Source organism: Gluconacetobacter dulcium (assembly GCF_014174165.1).
Lineage (GTDB): Bacteria > Pseudomonadota > Alphaproteobacteria > Acetobacterales > Acetobacteraceae > Gluconacetobacter > Gluconacetobacter dulcium.
Genome location: NZ_JABEQN010000028.1, coordinates 18,523 through 39,215 on the forward strand (window position 1 = coordinate 18,523; position 20,693 = coordinate 39,215).

Annotated in this window: 14 protein-coding genes; 13 read left to right on the forward strand and 1 reads right to left on the reverse strand. The window is 66.6% G+C overall.

Going from position 1 to position 20,693, the window contains the following annotated elements; translation table 11 throughout:
• Positions 1-26: 26 nt before the first annotated feature.
• A complete protein-coding gene (locus HLH25_RS17460; protein WP_246402652.1) occupies positions 27-1,139 on the reverse strand; it encodes a P1 family peptidase in 1,113 nt (370 codons plus the stop codon).
• A gap of 181 nt (positions 1,140-1,320) precedes the next feature.
• Between HLH25_RS17460 and HLH25_RS17465 the strand changes: the two genes are divergently transcribed.
• The 13 genes from HLH25_RS17465 (at position 1,321) to HLH25_RS17525 (ending at position 20,689) form a co-directional block, all read left to right on the forward strand.
• Entirely contained in the window at positions 1,321-1,524 is a 204-nt protein-coding gene (locus HLH25_RS17465; protein ID WP_182975290.1) for a DUF3311 domain-containing protein, read from the forward strand.
• Positions 1,517-2,908 carry a sodium:solute symporter family protein gene (locus tag HLH25_RS17470; protein WP_182975291.1) on the forward strand — a complete coding sequence of 464 codons (1,392 nt, stop codon included), beginning with the start codon at positions 1,517-1,519 and terminating at the stop codon, positions 2,906-2,908. The genes HLH25_RS17465 and HLH25_RS17470 overlap by 8 nt, the downstream gene beginning before the upstream one ends.
• A gap of 15 nt (positions 2,909-2,923) precedes the next feature.
• The gene (gene cynS / locus HLH25_RS17475; protein ID WP_182975292.1) at positions 2,924-3,373 is read left to right on the forward strand and encodes a cyanase; all 450 of its coding nucleotides are present in this window, start codon (positions 2,924-2,926) and stop codon (positions 3,371-3,373) included.
• An 87-nt stretch (positions 3,374-3,460) separates the two neighbouring features.
• The gene (locus HLH25_RS17480) at positions 3,461-4,972 is read left to right on the forward strand and encodes a sodium:solute symporter (protein WP_182975293.1); all 1,512 of its coding nucleotides are present in this window, start codon (positions 3,461-3,463) and stop codon (positions 4,970-4,972) included.
• A 7-nt stretch (positions 4,973-4,979) separates the two neighbouring features.
• Positions 4,980-5,891 carry an N-acetylmuramic acid 6-phosphate etherase gene (locus HLH25_RS17485; protein WP_182975294.1) on the forward strand — a complete coding sequence of 304 codons (912 nt, stop codon included), beginning with the start codon at positions 4,980-4,982 and terminating at the stop codon, positions 5,889-5,891.
• Positions 5,892-6,196: 305 nt separating this feature from the next.
• Entirely contained in the window at positions 6,197-7,849 is a 1,653-nt protein-coding gene (locus HLH25_RS17490; protein WP_246402653.1) for an NAD(P)-binding protein, read from the forward strand.
• Positions 7,846-11,469, forward strand: a complete 3,624-nt coding sequence (gene nifJ, locus HLH25_RS17495; protein ID WP_246402656.1) for a pyruvate:ferredoxin (flavodoxin) oxidoreductase — start codon at positions 7,846-7,848, stop codon at positions 11,467-11,469. Before HLH25_RS17490 ends, nifJ begins: the two co-directional genes overlap by 4 nt.
• A 216-nt stretch (positions 11,470-11,685) precedes the next feature.
• Positions 11,686-12,696 carry a dihydroorotate dehydrogenase-like protein gene (locus HLH25_RS17500; RefSeq protein WP_182975296.1) on the forward strand — a complete coding sequence of 337 codons (1,011 nt, stop codon included), beginning with the start codon at positions 11,686-11,688 and terminating at the stop codon, positions 12,694-12,696.
• Between the two features lie 277 nt (positions 12,697-12,973).
• Positions 12,974-14,344, forward strand: a complete 1,371-nt coding sequence (locus HLH25_RS17505; RefSeq protein ID WP_182975297.1) for a bifunctional enoyl-CoA hydratase/phosphate acetyltransferase — start codon at positions 12,974-12,976, stop codon at positions 14,342-14,344.
• Between the two features lie 86 nt (positions 14,345-14,430).
• Positions 14,431-15,696 carry an MFS transporter gene (locus HLH25_RS17510; RefSeq protein WP_220791887.1) on the forward strand — a complete coding sequence of 422 codons (1,266 nt, stop codon included), beginning with the start codon at positions 14,431-14,433 and terminating at the stop codon, positions 15,694-15,696.
• A gap of 90 nt (positions 15,697-15,786) precedes the next feature.
• Positions 15,787-16,776, forward strand: a complete 990-nt coding sequence (locus HLH25_RS17515; protein WP_182975298.1) for an HlyD family secretion protein — start codon at positions 15,787-15,789, stop codon at positions 16,774-16,776.
• Positions 16,777-16,784: 8 nt separating this feature from the next.
• On the forward strand, positions 16,785-19,565 hold the full coding sequence (gene rbbA, locus HLH25_RS17520) for a ribosome-associated ATPase/putative transporter RbbA (protein WP_375288997.1): 2,781 nt from the start codon (positions 16,785-16,787) through the stop codon (positions 19,563-19,565).
• The gene (locus HLH25_RS17525) at positions 19,562-20,689 is read left to right on the forward strand and encodes an ABC transporter permease (protein ID WP_182975300.1); all 1,128 of its coding nucleotides are present in this window, start codon (positions 19,562-19,564) and stop codon (positions 20,687-20,689) included. Before rbbA ends, HLH25_RS17525 begins: the two co-directional genes overlap by 4 nt.
• Positions 20,690-20,693 lie beyond the last annotated feature (4 nt).

Sequence of the window (20,693 nt, forward strand, 5' to 3'; positions counted from 1 at the left end):
CGTGGGCGAAGGCGCCTGCCTGTGCCTCACCCTGGCAGGCTTTTCCAGGTCGGTCCGCCCATGCCTGGGGGGAGGCTAGCCTCGTAGACGCCGCGCGCGACGGCGCGGGCCAGCACATCGGCCGCCAACGCGCCCAGCCGGGCGACATAGAGCGCGCGCGGACCGGGGGGAAGCGGGCGGTGACCTGTGGACAGCGCGAAAATGACATCGCCGTCGAAGGGGGAGTGGACCGGGCGAATGGCGCGGGCCAGGCCGTCCTGTGCCATCATGGCTATGCGCTTGAGGTCGTCGGCATCGATATCGGCATCGGTGGCGATGCAGGCAATGGTGGTGTTGGCGCGGGCCGCCGGGTTGAGTTTGGCCCGGCCCCAATCCTCGGGATCGACGTGGGCGGCGCTGGCGCCGAGGCCGCCGAATTCGCGGCCTATTTCGAAAGGGCCGGCCCAGAAATGGCGTGTGCCCGGTACGACCACCGAGCCGAGGCTGTTGACCGCCACCAGCGCGCCGATGGTCAGCCCGTCGGCGGTGACGAATGAGGCCGAGCCCAGGCCCCCCTTGAGCGCGCCGGCCTGTGCCCCGTAGCCCGCGCCAGCGGTGCCGAGGGTGACGCCGCGGGATGGGTGGTCCATGGCCCTCAATGCCAGGTCTCGGTAGGGCGGATTGAGGCCCCAGTTCTTGTCGCCGCCGTTGGCGAGATCAAACAGGATCGCGGTGGGGACGATGGGCGAGGGCGGCACGCCGGGTTGCTTCGTCATGGAAAAGCCGCGTCCGCGCGCGCCCAGCCAGGCGGCGACGCCGTCGGCCGAGCCCAGCCCGTAGACCGAGCCGCCGGACAGCACGATGGCGTCGACGCTGCGCACCAGATTGCCGGCCGTGAGTGCATCGGTTTCGCGCGTGCCGGGGCCGCCGCCGCGCACATCCACCGCGCAGGCCACGCGCTGGTCGGGCAGGATGACCGTGACCCCGGTGCGGGATCTGGCGTCATGCGCCTCGCCGACCGTCAGGCCGGTGACATCGGTGATGAGGTTGGTGGGGCCGACATGGCCGGGACCGGGATGCAGCGGGTTGCCCTCGGCTGCACGGGCTTCTGTCCTGCGGGTTGCCAGCATGGGCAGGGTGGCCGTGAGGCCGAGAAACATGCGTCTTTTCATCGGGGAAGAAACCTTGGACGATTGGGTGTTCAGGCGCGTGAGAAGGGGATGGGCCGGTGGGGTGCATGCTGGCAGAATGCGGTAGGAGCCCCCGCGACCGGGTGGCTGAAATTGGAACGATGTCGTAAGGGATTATGGCGCACTGCAACCGCGATCGACGGGAGAATGCATGAAAGATGTCTGGCGTGTCGGCGTGGGAGTCGGGGTGCCGTTCGCCGCGATCGTGCTGCTGCTGCCCATCCTGAGTTCAAGCCGGCTGCTGATCTTCGGTGTGCCGTTGGTGGTGTGCTGGCTGTTCGGCTGCTTCTTCCTGACGTCGCTGTGTTTGGTCGTCGTCTGGCTGGCGTTCGATCGCGGAGGGGATGATGGCTAGCATCGTCTTCTTTCTGGTCATTCTGCTGTCCATCATGGTGGCGCTGTTCTCGCGACGTGGCCATGGGCATCAGGACAGTCGGGATTTCTTCGTGGCGTCCGGGCAGTTCGGCGGCATCCTGGTCTTCATGCTGGCGGTGGGGGAAACCTACAGCATCGGCAGCATCATGGGGTTTCCGTCGGCGGCTTACAGTGCCGGCACGTCGTTCATCATCTGGTTCCTCAGCTATATCGTGCTGGCCTATCCGGTCGGCTATTTCCTCAATCCGCTGATCTGGCGGGCCGGGCGGGATTGTCAGGCCCTGACCATGGCCGATCTGTTCCGCGCCCGCTTCGGCAGCCGGGGGCTGGAACGGCTGGTGGTGCTGACCGCGATCCTGTGCCTGCTGCCGATGGGCGAATTGCAGATTGTCGGTCTGTTGCGCGTCATCGACCAGTTTCACTGGGCGCTGCCCGAGCAGTGGACGACGACCGCCGCCGCCGGCCTGACCTTTGCCTGGATCATGCTCTCGGGCATACGCGCGCCGGCTTATGTCTCGGTGATCAAGGACAGCCTGGTGCTGATCGCGGTGACGGTCGTGGGGTTGGCCGCCCTGCGGGCCGGAGGCATGGCGCATCTGCCGGCAGTGGCATGGACCGGCCACCCGGTGGGGCTGCGGGACCAGATCTATGCGCTCTCCACCATTCCGCTTCTGGCCGTGGCGTTCTGCGTGGCGCCCCAGACCGTTGCCTTCGTGTTTACCGCGCGTTCGGCGCGGACGGTGCGCCGCAACCAGATCGTCATGCCGCTTTATATGGTGATGTTTCCCTTTCTCTATCTGGTGGCGCTGTATGCGCGGTCGGCGGAACTGCCTGTGCCATCGCCCAATGCGGTGTTTCTGGTGGCGGCGGGGGTGCTGCTGCCGGACTGGATGGTGGGGCTGGTCGCCGGTGCCTGCGCGTTGTCGGGACTGGTGATCCTGGCCGGTACCTGTCTGGCCATCGGTCCGCTGGTGTCGCGCAATCTGCTGCATGGCCTCTCCGATGCCGGGCAGCGGCGGGGGGCGCAGGCGGTGATCGCGTGTTATCTGCTGTTCTCGATCCTGGCGGCGGGGCATCTGTCCGGGCTGATGGTGACGCTGACCAGCTTCTACTACCTTGGCGTGTCGCAGTTTATTCCCGGTGTTGCCGCGATCGTCTGGCGTTGGCCGTTGTCGGCGCGGGCGCTGGGGGCGGGGTTGGTGGTGGGCGATGTGGTGGCCATGGGGGGCGCGCTTGCAGGTTTGCAGCCGGCGGGGCTCAATACCGGCATGATCGGTCTGGTGGCCAATGTGCTGGTGGCCGGTGCGATCCAGTGGATGGAACGCCGGAAGCGTGTCGCGGGACCGGCTTCCGACATCGCCTGACGAAGGGAGGCATGCATGTATACCAGCCGGGAAGACGTGACCGAGGCGATCGTGATCGCCAGGGTTCGCAAGGGTCTGAACTGGGCCGACATTGCCCGGCAGGTCGGGCGTAGCAAGGAATGGACCACCTGCGCCTGTCTGGGGCAGATGGTGTTCTCGGAGGACGAGGCGCGCATCGTGATCGGTCTGTTCGACCTGGACCAGACGGCGCTGCCCTGGCTGTGCGCGGTGCCGTACAAGGGCAGTTTCGACGGTGGGGCGCCGAGTGATCCGCTGCTGTATCGCTGGTATGAGATGCTCAGCGTCTATGGGCCGGCGCTGAAGGAGCTGATCCATGAGGAATTCGGCGACGGGATCATGAGCGCGATCGATTTCCGCATGGCGGTGGGGCGTGAGGCCGATCCGGCGGGGGATCGGGTCCATGTCACGATTTCCGGCAAGTTTCTGCCGTACAAGCCGTTCTGACAGGCCGGGACTTTCTCGCGTTCGACTGCGTCGGTATGATGCGGTCGTCCGGGCGCGGTTCATGATTTTCGCCGCCTGAGGGGGCCTATGCGACCTGCCGACATTGCCGTGATCTGCCTGTATTTCGTGGTCCTGCTGGCCGTTACGCTGACTCTGGCGCGACGGGGGCGTTCGGCGGGGGATTTCCTGTCGGCGCATCATGATCTGCCCTGGTGGGCGCTGTGCCTGTCGCTGGTGGCGACCGAGACCTCGACCCTGACATTCATCAGCGTGCCGGGGGTTGGTTATACCAGCGGCCTGGTTTTTGCCGGTCTGGCAGCGGGTTATCTGATCGGGCGGGTGGTCGTGGCCGTGTGGTTTCTGCCGCTTTACATTCAGGGGCGGATGAGCAGTGCCTACCAGTATCTCGGCCGCCGGTTCGGGCATGGGGTGCAGCGGATCGCCGCCGGGGCCTTCCTGCTGACGCGGCTGGTGGCGGAGGGGGTGCGCCTGCTGGCCGGGATGTTGCCGCTGGTCTGGCTGCTGACCCATGCCGGCCTGCCGGTGGGGCGGGGGGCGGTACTGGTCGCGATCATGATGGTGACGCTGGCCTATACGCTGTTCGGCGGCCTGCGGGCCGTTGTGTGGTCGGACAGCGTGCAACTGGTCATCTATCTGTTCGGCGCCGCGTTGTGCGTGGGCCTTTTGTGGTGCGGAGCCGATGGCTGGCACGACGCCTGGCGGGCCGGGCGGCTGGCGCTCTTTCACGTTCGGCCCGGCGGGCGGTGGTTTGCCGACCCGTTTACCCCTGCCGCCGCGTTGCTGGGTGGGGCGATCCTGTCCGTGGCGTCGCATGGTACCGACCAGTTGATGGTTCAGCGATTGCTGGCGGCGCGCAGCCTGCGGGCGGCGCGGATGGCGCTGATCGGCAGCGCCGTGCTGGTGGGGGTGCTGTTTACGCTGCTGTCGCTGGTCGGGGTTGAGTTGTGGGTGCGGTCGGGCGGGGCGTCGCTGGCGGCGCTGGGGTTTCGTTCGGCGGATGAGTTGTTCCCGCATTTCATCGTCACCGGCCTGCCGGCGGGGTTGAGCGGCCTGCTGGTGGCGGGGGTGTTGAGCGCCACCATGGGATCGCTGTCCGCGACGCTCAATGCGATGGCCGGGTCTGTCCTGACGGATTTCGGGCCGGTGCCGGCGCGGGTTCTGGGGCGTCTTGCGGCGTCTTGCGGGTGGCGTGCGGGGCCGCTGTTTGCTGCCCGCGCGCTGACCGCCTTCTGGGCCGTGGCGCTGGTTGGCGTGACCATGGTGCTGGGGGAGGGGACGAAATCGGCTGTGATCCTCGGATTGACCGTCGCGGGATGGTCTTATGGGCCGACTCTGGGGGCGTTTTTGTTCGGGATGCTGTGTCCGGCCGGTAGGGGGCGTGATGCGGCGTTCGGGGTCGTGGTCTCGCTTGCCGGCATGGCCGCGCTGATGATGTTGGCCCAGCGTGTGGGCTGGGTGATCGCCTTTCCGTGGCTGGTCCCGGCCGGGATCGGGATGATGCTGGTACCGGCCTGTCTTTCCATGATGTTTCCCGCGCCCCGCGTTGCAGGCAGGGCGGATTCCGTTGCCGAGAAGTGATCAGAGCATGACGACAGGCCCGTTTTCCGCCCCCGTGCCGGGTATCGGCACCGAACAATGCGATCCGCGTTATGCCGAGATCGATCTCTGGCCGACCGGCGCGATTCTCGATGCGCTGGCTGAGGCGCAGATGACGGCGGTGGCCATCGTGCGGGCCGCCGTGCCGCAGATGGAGGCGGTGGTCGAGGCCGCGCTGCCGGGTCTGCGGGCCGGGGGGCGGCTGTTTTATGTCGGGGCCGGCACGTCGGGGCGGATCGGGTTGCAGGATGGCGTGGAACTGACGCCGACCTTCGGCTGGCCGGGTGAGCGGCTGGTGCTGATGCTGGCTGGAGGGCCGGCTGCGCTGTTCGAATCCGTGGAAGGAGCCGAGGACCAGGAAGAGGCGGCCCGGGCCGAGATCCTGTCGCATGATCCGGGGCCGCAGGATGTGGTGCTGGGCATCGCCGCCAGCGGGGCCACGCCCTATACCTGCGCCGCGATCGTCGCCGCGCGGGTGTGCGGCGCGCTGACGGTGGGCGTTGCATCGAATCCCGATGGACGGCTGTTGCGTGAGGCGGAACTGGGGATTGTGCTGCCGACCGGGCCGGAGGTTATTGCCGGCTCGACGCGGCTGAAGGCGGGGACCGCGCAGAAGGCGGCGCTGAACATGCTCTCGACCGCGCTGATGGTCCGGCTGGGCCATGCCTATCGCGGGCAGATGGTGGATATGCGTGTGGTCAATGCCAAGCTGCAAAGGCGGGCGGCGCGGATGGTGCGGCTGCTGGCGGGCGGCACGGATGCGCAGATTGCCGAGGCGCTCGAAGCCTCGGGCGGCAACGTCAAGCGGGCGGTGCTGATCCGGCATGGCATGAGCCTGGCGGACGCCGAAGCGGCGCTCCGGGAGCATGGTGGTGATCTGCGGGCGGTGCTGGGGCACTGACGGCGGGCGTCTCTGCCTCCGTGGGGCAGGGCGGCCATCTTCATGACAGATCAGAGAAATTTTTCGTAATTGACCTCGGTCAAACGGGCCGATGGTCGTTCGATGTTATCACAAATCCCACGAAATCCTTGTGAGGGCGGACGGTGCCGAATTCTGTGCCGGCAGCCGGTCGAGGGTTTATCTGGATCGGTATCGAAACGATAAGAGTCGCGATACCGATCGTGCGGCAGGGGTCGGTCACGCGCCAATAATGCGCGGGCCGGCCCGGTGCGCTGGGGGTTGGGATGGTATTGAAACTCGATGACATGACGCAGGTGCTGCAGGAGACGACGCGGCGCGGGGTTGGCAGCCGACGTTGGCAGAAGCCCGTCTACAAGCATTTCCTGCCGCCCTGTAACCATGCCTGCCCGGCCGGCGAGGACATTCAGGGCTGGCTGGCGCTGGCCCAGGCGGGCGAATACGAGAAGGCGTGGCACGCGCTGGTCGCCAACAACCCCATGCCCGCCATCCATGGCCGGGCCTGCTACCATCCGTGCGAAGGCGGCTGCAACCGGGGCGAACTGGATGCGCCGGTGGCCATTCATGCGGTCGAACGGTTTCTGGGCGATCTGGCGACCGAGAAGGACTGGCAGGTTTCGGTGGCGCCGGCCAGCGGCAAGAAGGTTCTGGTTGTCGGGGCGGGGCCGGCGGGGTTGTCCTGCGCCTGGCATCTGGCGCGCATGGGGCACCAGGTGGAGATCCGCGACGCGGCGGAGCAGCCGGGTGGAATGATGCGCTACGGCATCCCGGCGTACCGTCTGCCCCGAGAGGTGATGGGGAGGGAGATCGCCCGAATCACGGGGGTGCCTGGGGTGACATTGCGGTGTGGCCAGAAGGTGGACGACGTGGTGCGGGCGAAGCAGGACGGGGGCTTCGACGCGGTGTTCGTGGGGGTTGGCGCGCAGTTGGCCAACCGCCTGAACATTCCGGCCATGGATGGCCGGAAGATGACCGATGCGATCAGCCTGCTGGGCGATGTCAGCCGGGGCGGGCGCCCGGCGCTGGGGCGCGTGGTGGCGGTGGTCGGCGGCGGCAACGTGGCGATGGATGCCGCGCGGACCGCGCGGCGGCTCGGCGCGACCGATACGGTCATCATCTTCCGCTATGACCAGCAGCATATGGAGGCCCTGCCGGCCGAAGCGGCCGAGGCCGTCGCCGAAGGGGCCAAGGTGCGCTGGCTGAGCGTGGTCGATCATTTCGGTGCCGATGGGCTGGTGGTCGAGAAAGTGACCATGAACCCCGATGGCAGCGTGACGCCGACGGGCGAGACGGAGCGGCTGGCCGCCGATGCGGTGGTGCTGGCGGTGGGCCAGCACACCGACCTGTCGCTGCTGGCGGAGGCGACGGCGGTGACGGTGCAAAAGGACGGCACCGTTGCGGTGGATGCCGACCTGATGACCGGGCAGGCCGGTATTTTCGCCGGCGGCGACTGCATCGGTGGCGCACGGACCATGACGACGGCGACCGGGCACGGCAAGCTGGCGGCGCGGGCGATTGATGCGTGGCTGGCGGGCCGGACCTACGACCATCCGGCGGCGCATCCGCTGGTCAGCTTCGACATGCTGCATCTGCCGGATTACCGCGATGCGCCGCGCAGCGTGCAGGCCGAGACGCCGGTGGCCGAACGCCACGATTTCGCGGAGGTCGATGCCGGGCTGGACGAGCGCCACGCCCGCTATGAGGCGCGGCGCTGCCTTTCATGCGGCAATTGCTTCGAGTGCGATAATTGCTATGCCGCCTGTCCGGAACAGGCGATTACCCGGCTGGGGCCGGGGCAGGGTTATGCGGTTTCGATGGATCTGTGCACCGGATGCGCGGCCTGTTTCGAGCAGTGCCCCTGCCATGCGATCGAAATGGAGCCGGAAGCCGTGGGAGCGGATACCTCTCCGGCACCGTCGGCCTTCAAGGTGCGGGCATGAGCGACATGACAGGAACGGAGAAGGTCGACATGACCGAACAGACCGCCACGATGGATGGCAACACCGCCGTCGCGCATGTGGCCTATCGGGTCAATGAGATCTGCGCCATCTATCCCATCACGCCGTCCTCGCCGATGGCCGAACTGGCCGATGCCTGGTCGGACCAGGGGCTGCGCAATATCTGGGGCGATATCCCCGAAGTGCAGGAAATGCAGGCCGAAGGCGGTGCCGCGGGCTGCGTGCATGGATCGCTGCAAAGCGGTGCCCTGACGACGACCTTTACGGCGTCGCAGGGGCTGATGCTGATGCTGCCCAACATGTACAAGATCGCCGGCGAACTGACCGCCACGGTCTTCCATGTGGCGGCGCGTGCGCTGGCGGCGGGTGGATCGTCGATCTTCGGCGACCATCAGGATATCATGGCGGCGCGGCCGACGGGGTTCGCGATCCTGGGTGCGGCCTCGGTGCAGGAAGGGCATGACCTGGCGCTGGTCGCGCAGGCGGCGACGCTGGCGGCGCGGGTGCCGTTTATCCACTTCACCGACGGGTTCCGCACGTCGCACGAATACAACATGCTGAAGATCATGCCCGACAGCGTGATCCGGGCCATGATCGACGACGACCTTGTGCATGCGCATCGCAACCGCGCGCTGACGCCGAACAATCCGTTCATTCGCGGTACCTGGCAGAATCCCGATACTTATTTCCAGACGCGCGAGGCGGTGAACCCGTACTATGCGAAGGTGCCGGGGATCGTGCAGGAGGTGATGGACCGGTTTGCCGCCCAGACCGGCCGGGCCTATCGTCTGTTCCGTTATGACGGGCCGGCGGATGCCGAGCGCGTGATCATCAGCATGGGGTCGGGCGCGGAAGTGGTGCGGGAGACCGCGCTGTGGATGAACCGCCAAGGAGCGAACCGGCCCGGCGAGAAGGTGGGCGCCTTGCAGGTGCTGCTTTATCGCCCGTTCTCGGCCGAGCATTTCCTGGCGGCGCTGCCGCCGGGGGTGAAGGCGATCGCGGTGCTGGACCGCACCAAGGAACCGGGCGCGCCGATGGAGCCGCTTTATGCCGACGTGCTGGGCGTGCTGGCGCAGGCGTTCGGCAACGGGACGATTGCCGCGATGCCGCGCGTGGTCGGCGGACGTTATGGCCTGTCGTCGCGCGATTTCAATCCGGGCATGGTCAAGGCGGTCTTCGACGAACTGGCGAAGCCCGTGCCCAAGAATAATTTCACGCTCGGCATCGATGACGATGTGAGCCATACCACGCTGGAATACGACCAGAACCTCGATATCGAGCCGAAAGATACCGTGCGCTGCCTGTTCTACGGGCTGGGCGCCGACGGCACGGTGGGGGCGAACAAGAACAGCGTGAAGATTCTCAGCGAACAGCCGGGGCGGTTCGCGCAGGCCTATTTCGACTATGATTCGCACAAATCGGGCGGCGAGACGATTTCGCACCTGCGGTTCGGCACGGCGCAGATCGCGGCGCCTTATCTGATCCGCCATGCGGATTTCGTGGCCTGCCACAAGTTCGAATTCCTGTTCAAGCGCGATATTCTCGGGCCGGCCATCGACGGGGCGACCTTCCTGCTGAACAGCCCGTATGGGCCGGATGTGGTGTGGGACAAGCTGCCGCGCCGGGTGCAGGACCAGATCGTGGCCAAGAAGCTGCGCTTCTTCGTGATCGATGCCTCGGACGTGGCGTTGAAGATCGGGCTGGGGCCGCGTGTGAACACGGTGTTGCAGACCTGCTTCTTCCATCTATCCAAGGTGCTGCCGCCCGACGAGGCGGTGGCGCAGATCAAGCATTTCATCACCAAGAGCTATGGCGCCAAGGGCGATGCGGTGGTGAAGCTGAATTTCGCCGCCGTGGATGGAGCGGTTGCCGCGCTGCATGAAGTGACGGTGCCGCAGGCGGCCACGGGGACGGTCGCGATGCCGCCGATCGTGCCGGCGACCGCGCCGCTGTTCGTGCGCGAGGTGACGGGCGAGATCATGGCCAGCCGGGGCGAGGCGATTCCGGTCAGCAAGATTCCGGCCGATGGGACATTCCCTGGTGGCACCACGCAATATGAAAAGCGCAATATCGCGGTCGAGGTGCCGATCTGGGAGCAGGATGCGTGCATCCAGTGCGGCCAGTGCAGCATTGTCTGCCCGCATAGCGTGATCCGCGCCAAGATCTATGACGAGGATGCGCTGGCGGGGGCGCCGGAGCATTTCCGCTCCGCGCCCGTCAATGCGCGTGGGTATCCGGATTCGCGTTTCTCGCTGCAATTCTATGTCGAGGATTGCACGGGCTGCGGCGTGTGCGTGGAAAACTGCCCTGCCATTGCCGAGGATGGCGTGCATCGGGCCATCAATATGGGCGAGAAGCTGCCGATCCTGGAGCAGGAGCGGGAGAATATTCGCTTTTTTGAAACTCTGCCGACGGCGGACCGGACGACGGTGAATCAGGCCAATGTTCGGGGTGTGCAGTTGCTCGAACCATTGTTCGAGTTCAGCGGTGCCTGTGCGGGGTGTGGCGAGACGCCGTATCTCAAGCTGATCTCGCAGCTTTTCGGTGACCGGTTGCAGATTGCCAATGCCACGGGCTGCTCGGCGATTTATGCCGGCAATATGCCGGCCCATGCCTGGAAGGCGAATGACGAAGGGCGCGGCGTGGCCTGGTCGAATTCGCTGTTCGAGGACAATGCGGAGTTCGGGCTGGGTTTCCGTCTGGCGGTGGACAAGCAGACCGGGCTGGCGCGCGATCTGCTGACCCGGCTGGCGCCGAAGGTGGGGCAGGATCTGGCGGAGACCATCCTTGCCAGGACGCAGCACACCGAGCGCGATTATGTCGAGCAACGCGAGCGGGTGGCGGCGCTGAAGACGCGGCTGGCCGCGATCGACGGGCCGGATGCGAAAAACCTGCTGATCCTGGCGGATTTCCTGGTCCGGCGTTCGATCTGGATCGTCGGGGGCGATGGCTGGGCCTATGACATCGATTATGGTGGGCTGGACCATGTGCTGGCGCAGGGCCGCAATGTGAACGTGCTGGTGCTGGATACCGAGGTCTATTCGAACACCGGCGGCCAGTCCTCGAAGGCGACGCCGCTGGGGGCGAGCGCGAAGTTCGCGGCCGCCGGCAAGCGGGTGCCGCGCAAGGACCTGGCGTTGCAGGCGATTTCCTACGGCACCGTCTATGTGGCGCAGATCGCGCTGGGGGCGAACCCGGAGCAGGCGCTGATCGCGATGCGCGAGGCGGAAGCCTATGACGGGCCGTCGCTGATCCTGGCCTATTCGCAGTGCATCGCCCATGGCATCGACATGCGGACCGGCATGAAGCAGCAGGCGCGGGCTGTGGCGTCGGGGTACTGGCCGCTGTTCCGCTTCGACCCCACGATGCGTAAGAGCGGGTTGAATCCGTTCCGGCTGGATTCGCCGCCGCAGCGTATTCCGCTGAAGGAATATGCCTATCGGGAACTGCGGTACAAGACCCTGCTGCGCACGCATCCGGAATCGGCCGGGCATCTGCTGCAACAGGCCGAGGCGGCGGCGCAGGAACGCTACCGCGTCTATGAAGACATGGCCGCCCGCGACGGCAGCCGGTTTCTACCCCACTGGGAAGACATCCCCTGAGTTTATGCCCGGAAACGCGCGCTGGTGGCGATCCGACGCGCGTTTCCTGCGCTCCGGTGCTCACGGCCATTGAGGCCGCTCCGCTCCGGTGCTCGGACACGCACGACGGGCGCGGCCCGCAGGGCCGCTCTCGCTCACCAGCCCACGTTTTCGGGCATAAACTTCGATGACATTTGACGATTTTTTGAGAACCGGTGTCTTGAGAGGGTTGGGGATATGGATTTGAGAACGACTTATCTTGGTCTTGAACTGGCGCATCCGATCGTTGCTTCGGCGTCGCCGCTTTGTGCCGATCTGGATGGCATCATGCGGCTGGCCGATGCGGGGGCGGCGGCGGTTGTGCTGTCGTCGATCTTCGAGGAGCAGATCGTCGCCCAGGAACTGGCCGAGGCGGCCATGACGGAGATGGGGACCGACTCCCAGCCGGAAGCGGCGGGTTATTGGCCGCCGGATGCGGGCAGCAACGTGCTGGATGGGCGGCTGGAAATTCTGCGGCGCGCGGTGGAGCGGGCCGGGGTGCCGATCATCGCCAGCCTGAACGGCTGTTCGGCCAGCGGATGGGTCGATTTCGCCCGCAAGCTGGAGCAGGCGGGGGCGTCGGCGATCGAACTCAACATCTATCGCGTGCCCGCCGACCCGGCGGAAAGCGGCGCCTCGGTCGAGGCGGCGGCGCTGGAGATCCTGCGCCGGGTGAAGGCGGCTGTGGGGGTGCCGGTCAGCGTGAAGATGGCGCCCTTCTTCAGTGCGCCCGGCCATATGGCGGCGCAGTTCGCCGAGGCCGGCGCGGATGGGCTGGTGCTGTTCAACCGGTTCTACGGGCCGGATGTCGATCTGGCGGCGCTGACGGCGCGCGATGACCTGCATCTGAGCAATCCTTACGACATTCGCCTGCCGCTGATGTGGGTCGGGCTGTTGTCGCGGCGGATTCCGACCTCGATCGCGGCATCGACGGGTGTGTGGAGCGGGGCGGATGTGGTGAAATATCTGCTGGCGGGGGCGGATGCGGTGATGACGACCTCCGCGCTGTTGCGGCATGGGCCGGCGTATCTGGGCACGTTGCTGGGCGAACTGCGCGGCTGGATGCAGCGCCGGGGCCATGAGTCGGTGGCGGCCTTCAAGGGGCAGCTTGCGGCCGGTGGGCAGCCCGATGAGGCGGCGCAGTTCCTGCGGGCGCAGTATCGGACGATCCTGACCACCTATGATGCGCAATCGGCTTCGCGACTGTAAGAGCCTGTGTAAGAGTCTGACCGAATTTTCGGTCAGGCTGCACGGGGCACTTCTGCAAAAGTGGGCGGCCATCAGGGCCGTTCCGCTCAGATGCTTGAAAATACACGCCGGGCGTACTGCTTTGCGGCATGCGCGCTCGGCGGGCCGATTTCTCTGGCCGTCTCTAAAATCGGCAGTAATGGGTCTGCTTTGACCGGGATCAACGCGGTTGCCTGTTCGCCGGTATTATAACGGGAAATTGATCGTTCATCCTTTTTTGTCCGAAGGAAAATCGCTGGTGGATAAGACCCAGGAACTCGTGACCAACCGGTTGTTCAAGGATATCGCGGTTGGTGAGAAGGCCGACGTGACCGAGATCCTGACCAGGGACAATGCGGATCTGCTGGGCGGATGGCAGCCCGATGGGGCAGGGGTCGAGACGGCTTCCGTATCGCAGTCGGTGGCGAGCGTGTGGATCGGCATTCTGGTCATGCGGCTGGTCAGCACCCGCTTCCCCGGTGTGGGCAGCGTGGTGCGCGGCTATGCGCTGACGCTGGGAGGGGATGTCCTGTCGGTCGGCGACCGGGTGGTGGTGACCTGCCAGGTGGTGGCGAAGCATGATGCGGATGCGCTGCTGGACCTGTCCTTCGTCAGTGTGCGGCAGGACGGGGGCGAGGTTGCGCGGGGCACCATGCAGATCCAGGCGCCGCAGGCGCCGCAATCGGTGGTCATGGCCTGTTCGTCGTTCGAGCATATCGTGACGCATCGCCGTTTCCGCGCCCTGTGCGAGAAGGCGGCCCAGTTGCCGGCCCTGCCGATCGCCGTGGCCTATCCCTGTGATGACCTCTCGCTGCGCTCGGCCTGCGATGCGGCCCAGCGTGGACTGGGACAGCCGATCCTGGTCGGGCCGAAGGCGCTGATCGAATCCGTCGCCAAGGATTCCGGCCTGTCGATCGACGGGCTGGAGATTGTCGAGGCCGAGGACGCGCATGCGGCGTCGGTCCAGGCGGTGGCGCTGGTGCGCTCGGGGCGTGCGCGCCTGCTGATGAAGGGGGCCGTGCATACCGATGTGCTGCTCCACGAAGTGGTGGCGCGCCCGACCGGCCTGTGCGCCGATCGCCGCCTGAGCCATGTCTTCGTCATGGATGTGCCGTTCTATGACCGGTTGCTGATGATCAGCGACGCGGTGGTGAACATTGCGCCGGACGTGCGGGCCAAGCATGACATCGTGCAGAACGTGATCGATTTCGCGCATGTGCTGGGGCTGGCCGAACCGCGCGTGGCGGTTCTTTCGGCGGTGGAGACCGTCAACCCGGCGATCCAGTCCACGCTGGATGCGGCCGTGCTGTCGAAGATGGCCGACCGCAAGCAGATCACGGGCGGCATCGTCGATGGGCCGCTGGCCTTCGACAATGCGGTGAACCTGAATGCCGCGAAGATCAAGCATATCGATTCTCCCGTGGCCGGACGGGCGGATATCGTGATCGTGCCGACGCTGGAGGCGGGCAACATGCTGGCCAAGGAACTGTCCTTCCTGGCCGGTGCGGATGCCGCGGGCGTGGTGCTGGGTGCCAAGGTACCGGTGATTTTGACCAGCCGTGCGGATTCCGAGCAGGCGCGGCTGACCTCCTGCGCCATTGCGCTGATCATGGCTCACGGCGTGGCATGAGGGCGCCGCCTGGGGCGGCAGCGGTCTTTTTCGATTCGGTAAAACAATAAAAACCCGCCACGCCGTGGCGAGGGGAGGAGACGCCGATGACCATGACTACCAGTGCGCCGCCTGTGGGCGGCGTGCAGGCGAAGGGAGGCTTTCAGGCTGGCTATGTGCTGGCCTGGGCGTTCTGCCTGCTGTTCTATTTCCTGCAATATTCCGTGCGGTCGGCGCCCAGCGTCATGATGGACGAACTGACCGCGACCATGGGGCTGACGACGGCGGGGCTGGCCTCGCTGCTGGGGCTTTATTACTACACCTATTCGGCGTGCTCGCTGATCTCGGGTGCGTCGATGGACCGGTGGGGGGCGAAGATCGCGCTGCCGGCGGGGACATTCGTGCTGGCCGTCGGGATCGCCATGTTCGGCGCCGGGCCGGTGTGGATGGCGGAACTGGGGCGCCTGTTGCAGGGGGCCGGGGCGGCGTTCGCCTTCGTCGGTGCGGTCTATCTGGCGTCGCACGGTTTTCCGGCGCGCTATCTGGCCACCGCGATCGGGGTGACCCAGTGCGTGGGGATGCTGGGCGGGGCGATGGGGCAATCGACCGTGGCGTGGCTGATCCATGGCGTGGTGCCGTGGCGGTCGTTCTGGGTCGATGCCGGGGTGGCGACGGCGGTCGTGGCGGTGGCGATCTTTCTGGGCACGCCGCGCCCGGAAAAGAGCGCCGTGGCCCCGCAAGGGTCGCTGCTGGCACCTTACCGGATCGTGCTGGGCAATCGGCAATCGTGGCTGTGCGGCCTGTGTTCGGGCCTGCTGTTTCTGCCGACCACGGTGGGCAGCATGACCTGGGGCGTGTCGTTCATGACGCATGGATGGCATCTGAGCTATCACGAAGCCGTGAGTCGGGCCGCGATGGTGCCGATCGGCTGGGTCTTCGGCTGCCCTGTCATGGGGTATCTGGCCGATCATCTGGGGCGGCGGAAGCCGGTGCTGTTCGGGGGGATCGTGGCGATGCTGCTGTCTTCCGTGGCGATCATCTATCCGCCGCCGGGCCTGTTCCCGCCCTATATCCTGGCCTTTATCCTGGGCTTTGCCTCGGGGGCGGCCATGATCCCGTACAGCATCATCAAGGAAGTGAATCCCGACGGCGTGAAGGGCAGCGCCACCGGGGCGATCAATTTCCTGGTGTTCGTGATGAGCGCGGTGGCGTCGCCGCTGTTCGGGTGGCTTCTGCAACGGCTTGCCGGGACCGCCGGATTGACGGAGACGGTGTTTCGTGAAGGCTTCTCGGTCGGTGTGGTGGGGATCGTGCTGGCCGGTGTCGTCGCCCTGTTCATTCGCGAAACCGGGTCTGCGGTGCGGGCGGGGTAGGACCGGCATAACTGCCCGTGTCACTTTGGCTTCTTGCCGGCCGGAGAACGGGATAGGGTGTCTGTCGGGATGAACGGGAAGCGGGTGCAGATGTCACGCAAGATCCTCGTTGCCGGCGGTCTGGCCGGTCTGCTGGCCGTTATCGCCGTGGCCGGATGGCTGTGGGACCGGCAACTGGGACGGGCGGTGCCGGGCCTGTATCATTCCAACGGGCGGCTGGAACTGACGCGGATCGACGTGGCGGTGAAATATCCGGGGCGGATCGGCGCGTTGGACGCGCAGGAAGGGGATGTCGTTACCAAAGGCCAGATTCTGGCCCGCGAGGATGAGTCCGAGGCGCGGGCCCAGCTTGCGGCGGCCGTGGCCCGGCAGGGGCAGGCCGAGGCGGCGGTCGGCCGGGCACGGGCGGAACTGGCGGCGCGGACCCAGGCCGCGCGGCTGGCGGGGGACGAACTGGCCCATGCCCGGACCATGCGACGGCAGATGCTGGTCTCCGACATGGAAGTGACGCAGCGCCAGACGGCGCTGGATGTCGCCGAGCGCGCGCGTGACGGTGCGGCGGAGGCGGTTCAGGAGGCTGGCCGCGCGGTGGAGGCGGCGGCGGCGATGGTGGCGCAGGCCCGGACGGCGGTCGATGACATGGTGATCCGTGCGCCGGTCGGCGGGCGGATCGAATATCGCGTTGTCGAGGCGGGCAGCGTGCTGCCGGCGGGCGGGCGGCTTTATGCGCTGCTGGATCCGGTGGACCCGTATCTGACGGTTTTCTTTCCGGCGCGGGTCGTCCGGCAACTGCGAGTGGGGGACGAGGCGCGGATCGTGTTTGACGATCTGGGCACCGGCGCGGTTGCGGCGCGGATTTCCTATATCTCGCCCGAGGCGCAGTTTACGCCGAAATATGTGGAGACCGCGACCGAGCGCGAGCAACTGGTCTATCGCGTGCGGCTGCGGGTGGAGCGCACGGCCCAGAAGGATCTGGGGGGCCTGCTGAAGGCCGGCATGACGGGGGAGGGCTATGTGCGGACCGATGCCTCGGCCCCATGGCCGGCCGGCCCCGCCGGAGCGCGCCGGGCCGCGCCGTGAGCGGCGCCGTGTCCGTGCCCGACGCGCCCGCCGTGCCGCCGCCTGCCGCGCCGGGGGCGGGGATACGGGTGGAGAACGTTGGGCATTGCTATGGGAAGACCGAGGCGCTGCGCGATGTTTCGGTGGATCTGCCGGCGGGGACGACCATCGGCGTGATCGGGCCGGACGGGGTTGGGAAATCGACGCTGCTGGGGCTGATCGCCGGGGTGCGGCGGCTTCAGGGCGGGCGGGTGCTGACGCTGGGATGCGACATGGCCGACCGGCGGGAGCGGGAAGCCTTTCTCAGCCGCGTTGCCTTCATGCCGCAGGGGTTGGGGAAGAATCTGTATCCGACCCTGTCGGTGCGGGAGAATATCGATTTCTTCGCGCGGCTGTTCGGGCTGGATGCGCGGACCCGCGCGGCGCGGATCGGGCAGCTTCTGGAGGCGACCGGGCTGGCGCCTTTTCCCGATCGTCCGGCCGCCCAGCTTTCGGGCGGCATGAAGCAGAAGGTCAGCCTGTGTTGCGCGCTGGTGCATGACCCCGACCTGGTGATTCTGGACGAGCCGACGACCGGCGTCGATCCGCTGTCGCGCCGGCAGTTCTGGACGCTGGTGGACCAGTTGCGTGCCCGGCGGCCGGGCATGACCGTGATCGTCTCCACCGCCTATATGGAAGAAGCCGAGCGGTTCGAATGGCTGGTGGCGATGAATGACGGGCAGGTGCTGGCCTGCGACCGGACGGAAGCCATCCTGCGCCGTACCGGGCGGGCCACGCTGGAAGACGCCTATATTTCTCTGTTGCCCGAGGCCGAGCGGGCGGGGGCCTCGGCCTTCTCGATTCCGCCTTATCGCGATCCGGGCGGGGCGCCCGCGATCGAGGCGGATGGGCTGACCAAGCAGTTCGGGCGCTTCGTGGCCGTCGATCATGTCAGTTTTCATATCGGGCGGGGGGAGATCTTCGGATTTCTCGGCTCCAACGGTTGCGGCAAATCGACCACGATGAAGATGCTGACCGGCCTGCTGGATGTGAGCGCGGGAAGCGCCAAGGTTTTCGGGAAGCCGGTGCGCGCGGGCGATCTGGAGAGCCGGATGGATATCGGCTACATGTCGCAGGCGTTTTCGCTGTATGAGGAATTGACGGTTCGGCAGAACCTGATTTTGCAGGCGAGGCTTTTCCGGTTTTCGGCGGGTGAGGCCGAGACGCGGGTGCGGGCGGCGCTGGCGGATTTCGCGCTGGAGGGCGTGGCCGATCTGCGGCCGGCGGGATTGCCGCTGGGTATTCGCCAGCGGCTGCAACTGGCGGCTGCGTGCATCAACGATCCGTCGATCCTGATCCTCGACGAGCCGACATCGGGGGTGGACCCGGCCGCGCGGGAGATGTTCTGGAAGCATCTGGTGGCGCTGTCGCGCGAGAAACAGGTGACGATCTTTGTCTCCACCCATTTCATGAACGAGGCCGCGCGGTGCGACCGGATCTCGTTCATGCATCGCGGGCGGGTGCTGGCGGTGGGGACGCCGGATGAGCTGGTGCAGGCCCGGCACGCCGCGACGCTGGAGGATGCCTTCGTCGCGTATCTTGAAGAGGCGATGGCGGGGGACCGGGAGAACGTGCCGGCAGGAGAGGCGGCCGCCGGGCCGGCCGTTGCCGCGTCGGGCCGGCATGGGCCGGCGACGGGTCTGCGCGGCTGGGTGGCGCGGGCCTATGCGTTCGGGCGGCGCGAGGCGGTGGAACTGATGCGCGACCGGTTGCGGCTGCTGTTCGCCGTCGGCGGGCCGGCGGTGCTGCTGCTGATTGCGGCGTTCAGCATCTCGTTCGACATCAATACCGTCCGTTTCACGGTCTGTGATCATGACCGGACGCAGGCCAGTCGGGAACTGGTGGAGCAGTTTCGGGGATCGCGCTATTTCGTGGAGCGGGCGGCGTCGCCCGACAGTGCGACGCTGGAGGAGCGGCTGCGGCGCGGCGAGGTCGATATCGGCATCGATATCCCCGTCGCGTTCGGCCGCGATGTGGCGGCCGGGCGCGACCCGGCGATCGGGCTTGCGATCGACGGGGCGGTGCCGTTCCTGGGGGCGAATATCCGCTCTTACGCGCAAGGTGTGGTGATGCAGGCGGTGCTGACCATGATGCGCGAGAAGGGCGTGGTCAGGACGGAGGCCGCGCCGGTCCAGATCCTGCCGCGTTTCGTCTATAATCAGGAATTCCGCAGCGTTTATGCGATGACGCCGGGCACCATCATGCTGGCGCTGATCCTGATCCCGACCATGCTGACGGCGCTGGGGGTGGTGCGGGAGAAGGAGATCGGTTCGATCATCAACCTCTATGCCTCGCCCGCGACGGTGGGGCAGTATCTGGTGGGCAAGCAGGTGCCCTATGTGCTGGTGGCGCTGGTGGCCTATCTGGTGCTGGTGCTGCTGTCGGTGACGCTGCTGGGGGTGCCGCTGAAAGGGTCGTTCCTGGCGCTGTCGTTCGGTGCGCTGCTGTATCTGTTCGCGGCGACGGGGCTGGGGCTGCTGGTTTCGGCCTTTACGACCTCGCAGGTGGCCGCGATCTTTGGCGCGGCGCTGATCTGCCTGATTCCGGGTGTCAATTTCTCGGGCCTGCTCTATCCGGTCTCGACCCTTTCGGGGCTGGGCTATGGGGTGGGGATGGGGTTTCCCGCCGGGTGGTTCCAGATCATCAGTCTGGGCAGTTTTACCAAGGGGGTCGGGGCCGCGACGTTCGTGACGGCCTATCTGGTGCTGGCGGTTTCGGCGGTCGTCTGCATGCTGGGGGCGCGCCTGATGATTCGGAAGCAGGAGCGGTGAGGCGCTGGTGGATCACCGTCGGGCTGCTGTGCCGCAAGGAGGCGGTGAGCCTGCGCCGCGACGGCGTGTTGCTGGGGCTGATCGTCTTTGCCTTTACCGCCGCGATCCTTGTCGTCGCCAACGGGGTGAAGGCCGAAGTGTCGCATGCCACCATCGCTTTTATCGACGAGGACCGCTCCACCCTGTCGCGCCAGTTGCGCGAGGATGTGCAGGAGCCCTATTTCCAGACCCCGGTGGTGGTGGACCGCGAGACGGCGCGCGAGCGGCTGGACCGGGGGACGCTGATCTTCGTCGTCGATGTGCCGCCGCGTTTCGAGGCCGATCTGCTGGCGGGGCGGATGCCGTCGCTGGATGTTCAGGTCGATGCCACCGCCATGACCCAGGCGGGGCTGGGCGTCGTGTATCTGCAATCCATTTTTCTCAACCGGATCGCCGAGGCGATGCCGCGCCCGGTTGCGGGGCCGGCGCTGCCGTTTCATCTGGTGCCGCGCATCCGCTTCAACCCCAATGCGGAATCCGCCTGGTTTTCCTCGGTGATGCAGATCGTGACCAATGTGACCGTGCTGTCGATCATCCTTGTCGGGGCCGCCGTGATCCGCGAGCGGGAGCATGGCACGATCGAGCATCTGCTGGTGTTGCCGGTTTCGGCGAGCGAGATCGCGGTGGCCAAGATCGTGGCCAATGGGCTGGTGATCTTCGTCGCCGCCCTGCTGTCGCTGCTGCTGGTGGTGCATGTCTGGCTGGGGGTGCCGCTGGCGGGGTCGCTGGCGCTGTTCGCGCTGTGCCTGTTCGCTTATGTGATCGCGGTTTCGGCGCTGGGGATGATGCTGGCGACGGTGGCGCCGGCGATGCCGCAATTCGGCCTGCTGGCGGTGCCGGTCTATGCCGTGGCCTATCTGCTGTCGGGCGCCGCGACGCCGGTGGCGAACATGCCGAGCCTGTTGCAGGCGGTGATTGGTGTGCTGCCGACGACGCAGTTCGTCAGCCTGACGCAATCCATCCTGTATCGCGGCGCGGGGCTGGAAACCGTGTGGCTGCCGCTGCTGGTGATCGTGGTGTCGGCCGTGCTGTTTCTGCTGACGGCGCTGGTGCGGTTCCGCTCCATGCTGGCGCGGCAGGGGTGAGGAG

Coding starts and splice junctions, on each gene's coding strand:
- HLH25_RS17460 (WP_246402652.1), bottom strand. CDS start 1,139: ATGTTTCTCGGCCTCACGGCCACCCTGCCCATGCTGGCAACCCGCAGG.
- nifJ (WP_246402656.1), top strand. CDS start 7,846: ATGAGCGACATGACAGGAACGGAGAAGGTCGACATGACCGAACAGACC.
- HLH25_RS17470 (WP_182975291.1), top strand. CDS start 1,517: ATGGCTAGCATCGTCTTCTTTCTGGTCATTCTGCTGTCCATCATGGTG.
- HLH25_RS17465 (WP_182975290.1), top strand. CDS start 1,321: ATGAAAGATGTCTGGCGTGTCGGCGTGGGAGTCGGGGTGCCGTTCGCC.
- HLH25_RS17510 (WP_220791887.1), top strand. CDS start 14,431: ATGACCATGACTACCAGTGCGCCGCCTGTGGGCGGCGTGCAGGCGAAG.
- HLH25_RS17485 (WP_182975294.1), top strand. CDS start 4,980: ATGACGACAGGCCCGTTTTCCGCCCCCGTGCCGGGTATCGGCACCGAA.
- HLH25_RS17480 (WP_182975293.1), top strand. CDS start 3,461: ATGCGACCTGCCGACATTGCCGTGATCTGCCTGTATTTCGTGGTCCTG.
- HLH25_RS17500 (WP_182975296.1), top strand. CDS start 11,686: ATGGATTTGAGAACGACTTATCTTGGTCTTGAACTGGCGCATCCGATC.
- HLH25_RS17490 (WP_246402653.1), top strand. CDS start 6,197: ATGACGCAGGTGCTGCAGGAGACGACGCGGCGCGGGGTTGGCAGCCGA.
- HLH25_RS17515 (WP_182975298.1), top strand. CDS start 15,787: ATGTCACGCAAGATCCTCGTTGCCGGCGGTCTGGCCGGTCTGCTGGCC.
- cynS (WP_182975292.1), top strand. CDS start 2,924: ATGTATACCAGCCGGGAAGACGTGACCGAGGCGATCGTGATCGCCAGG.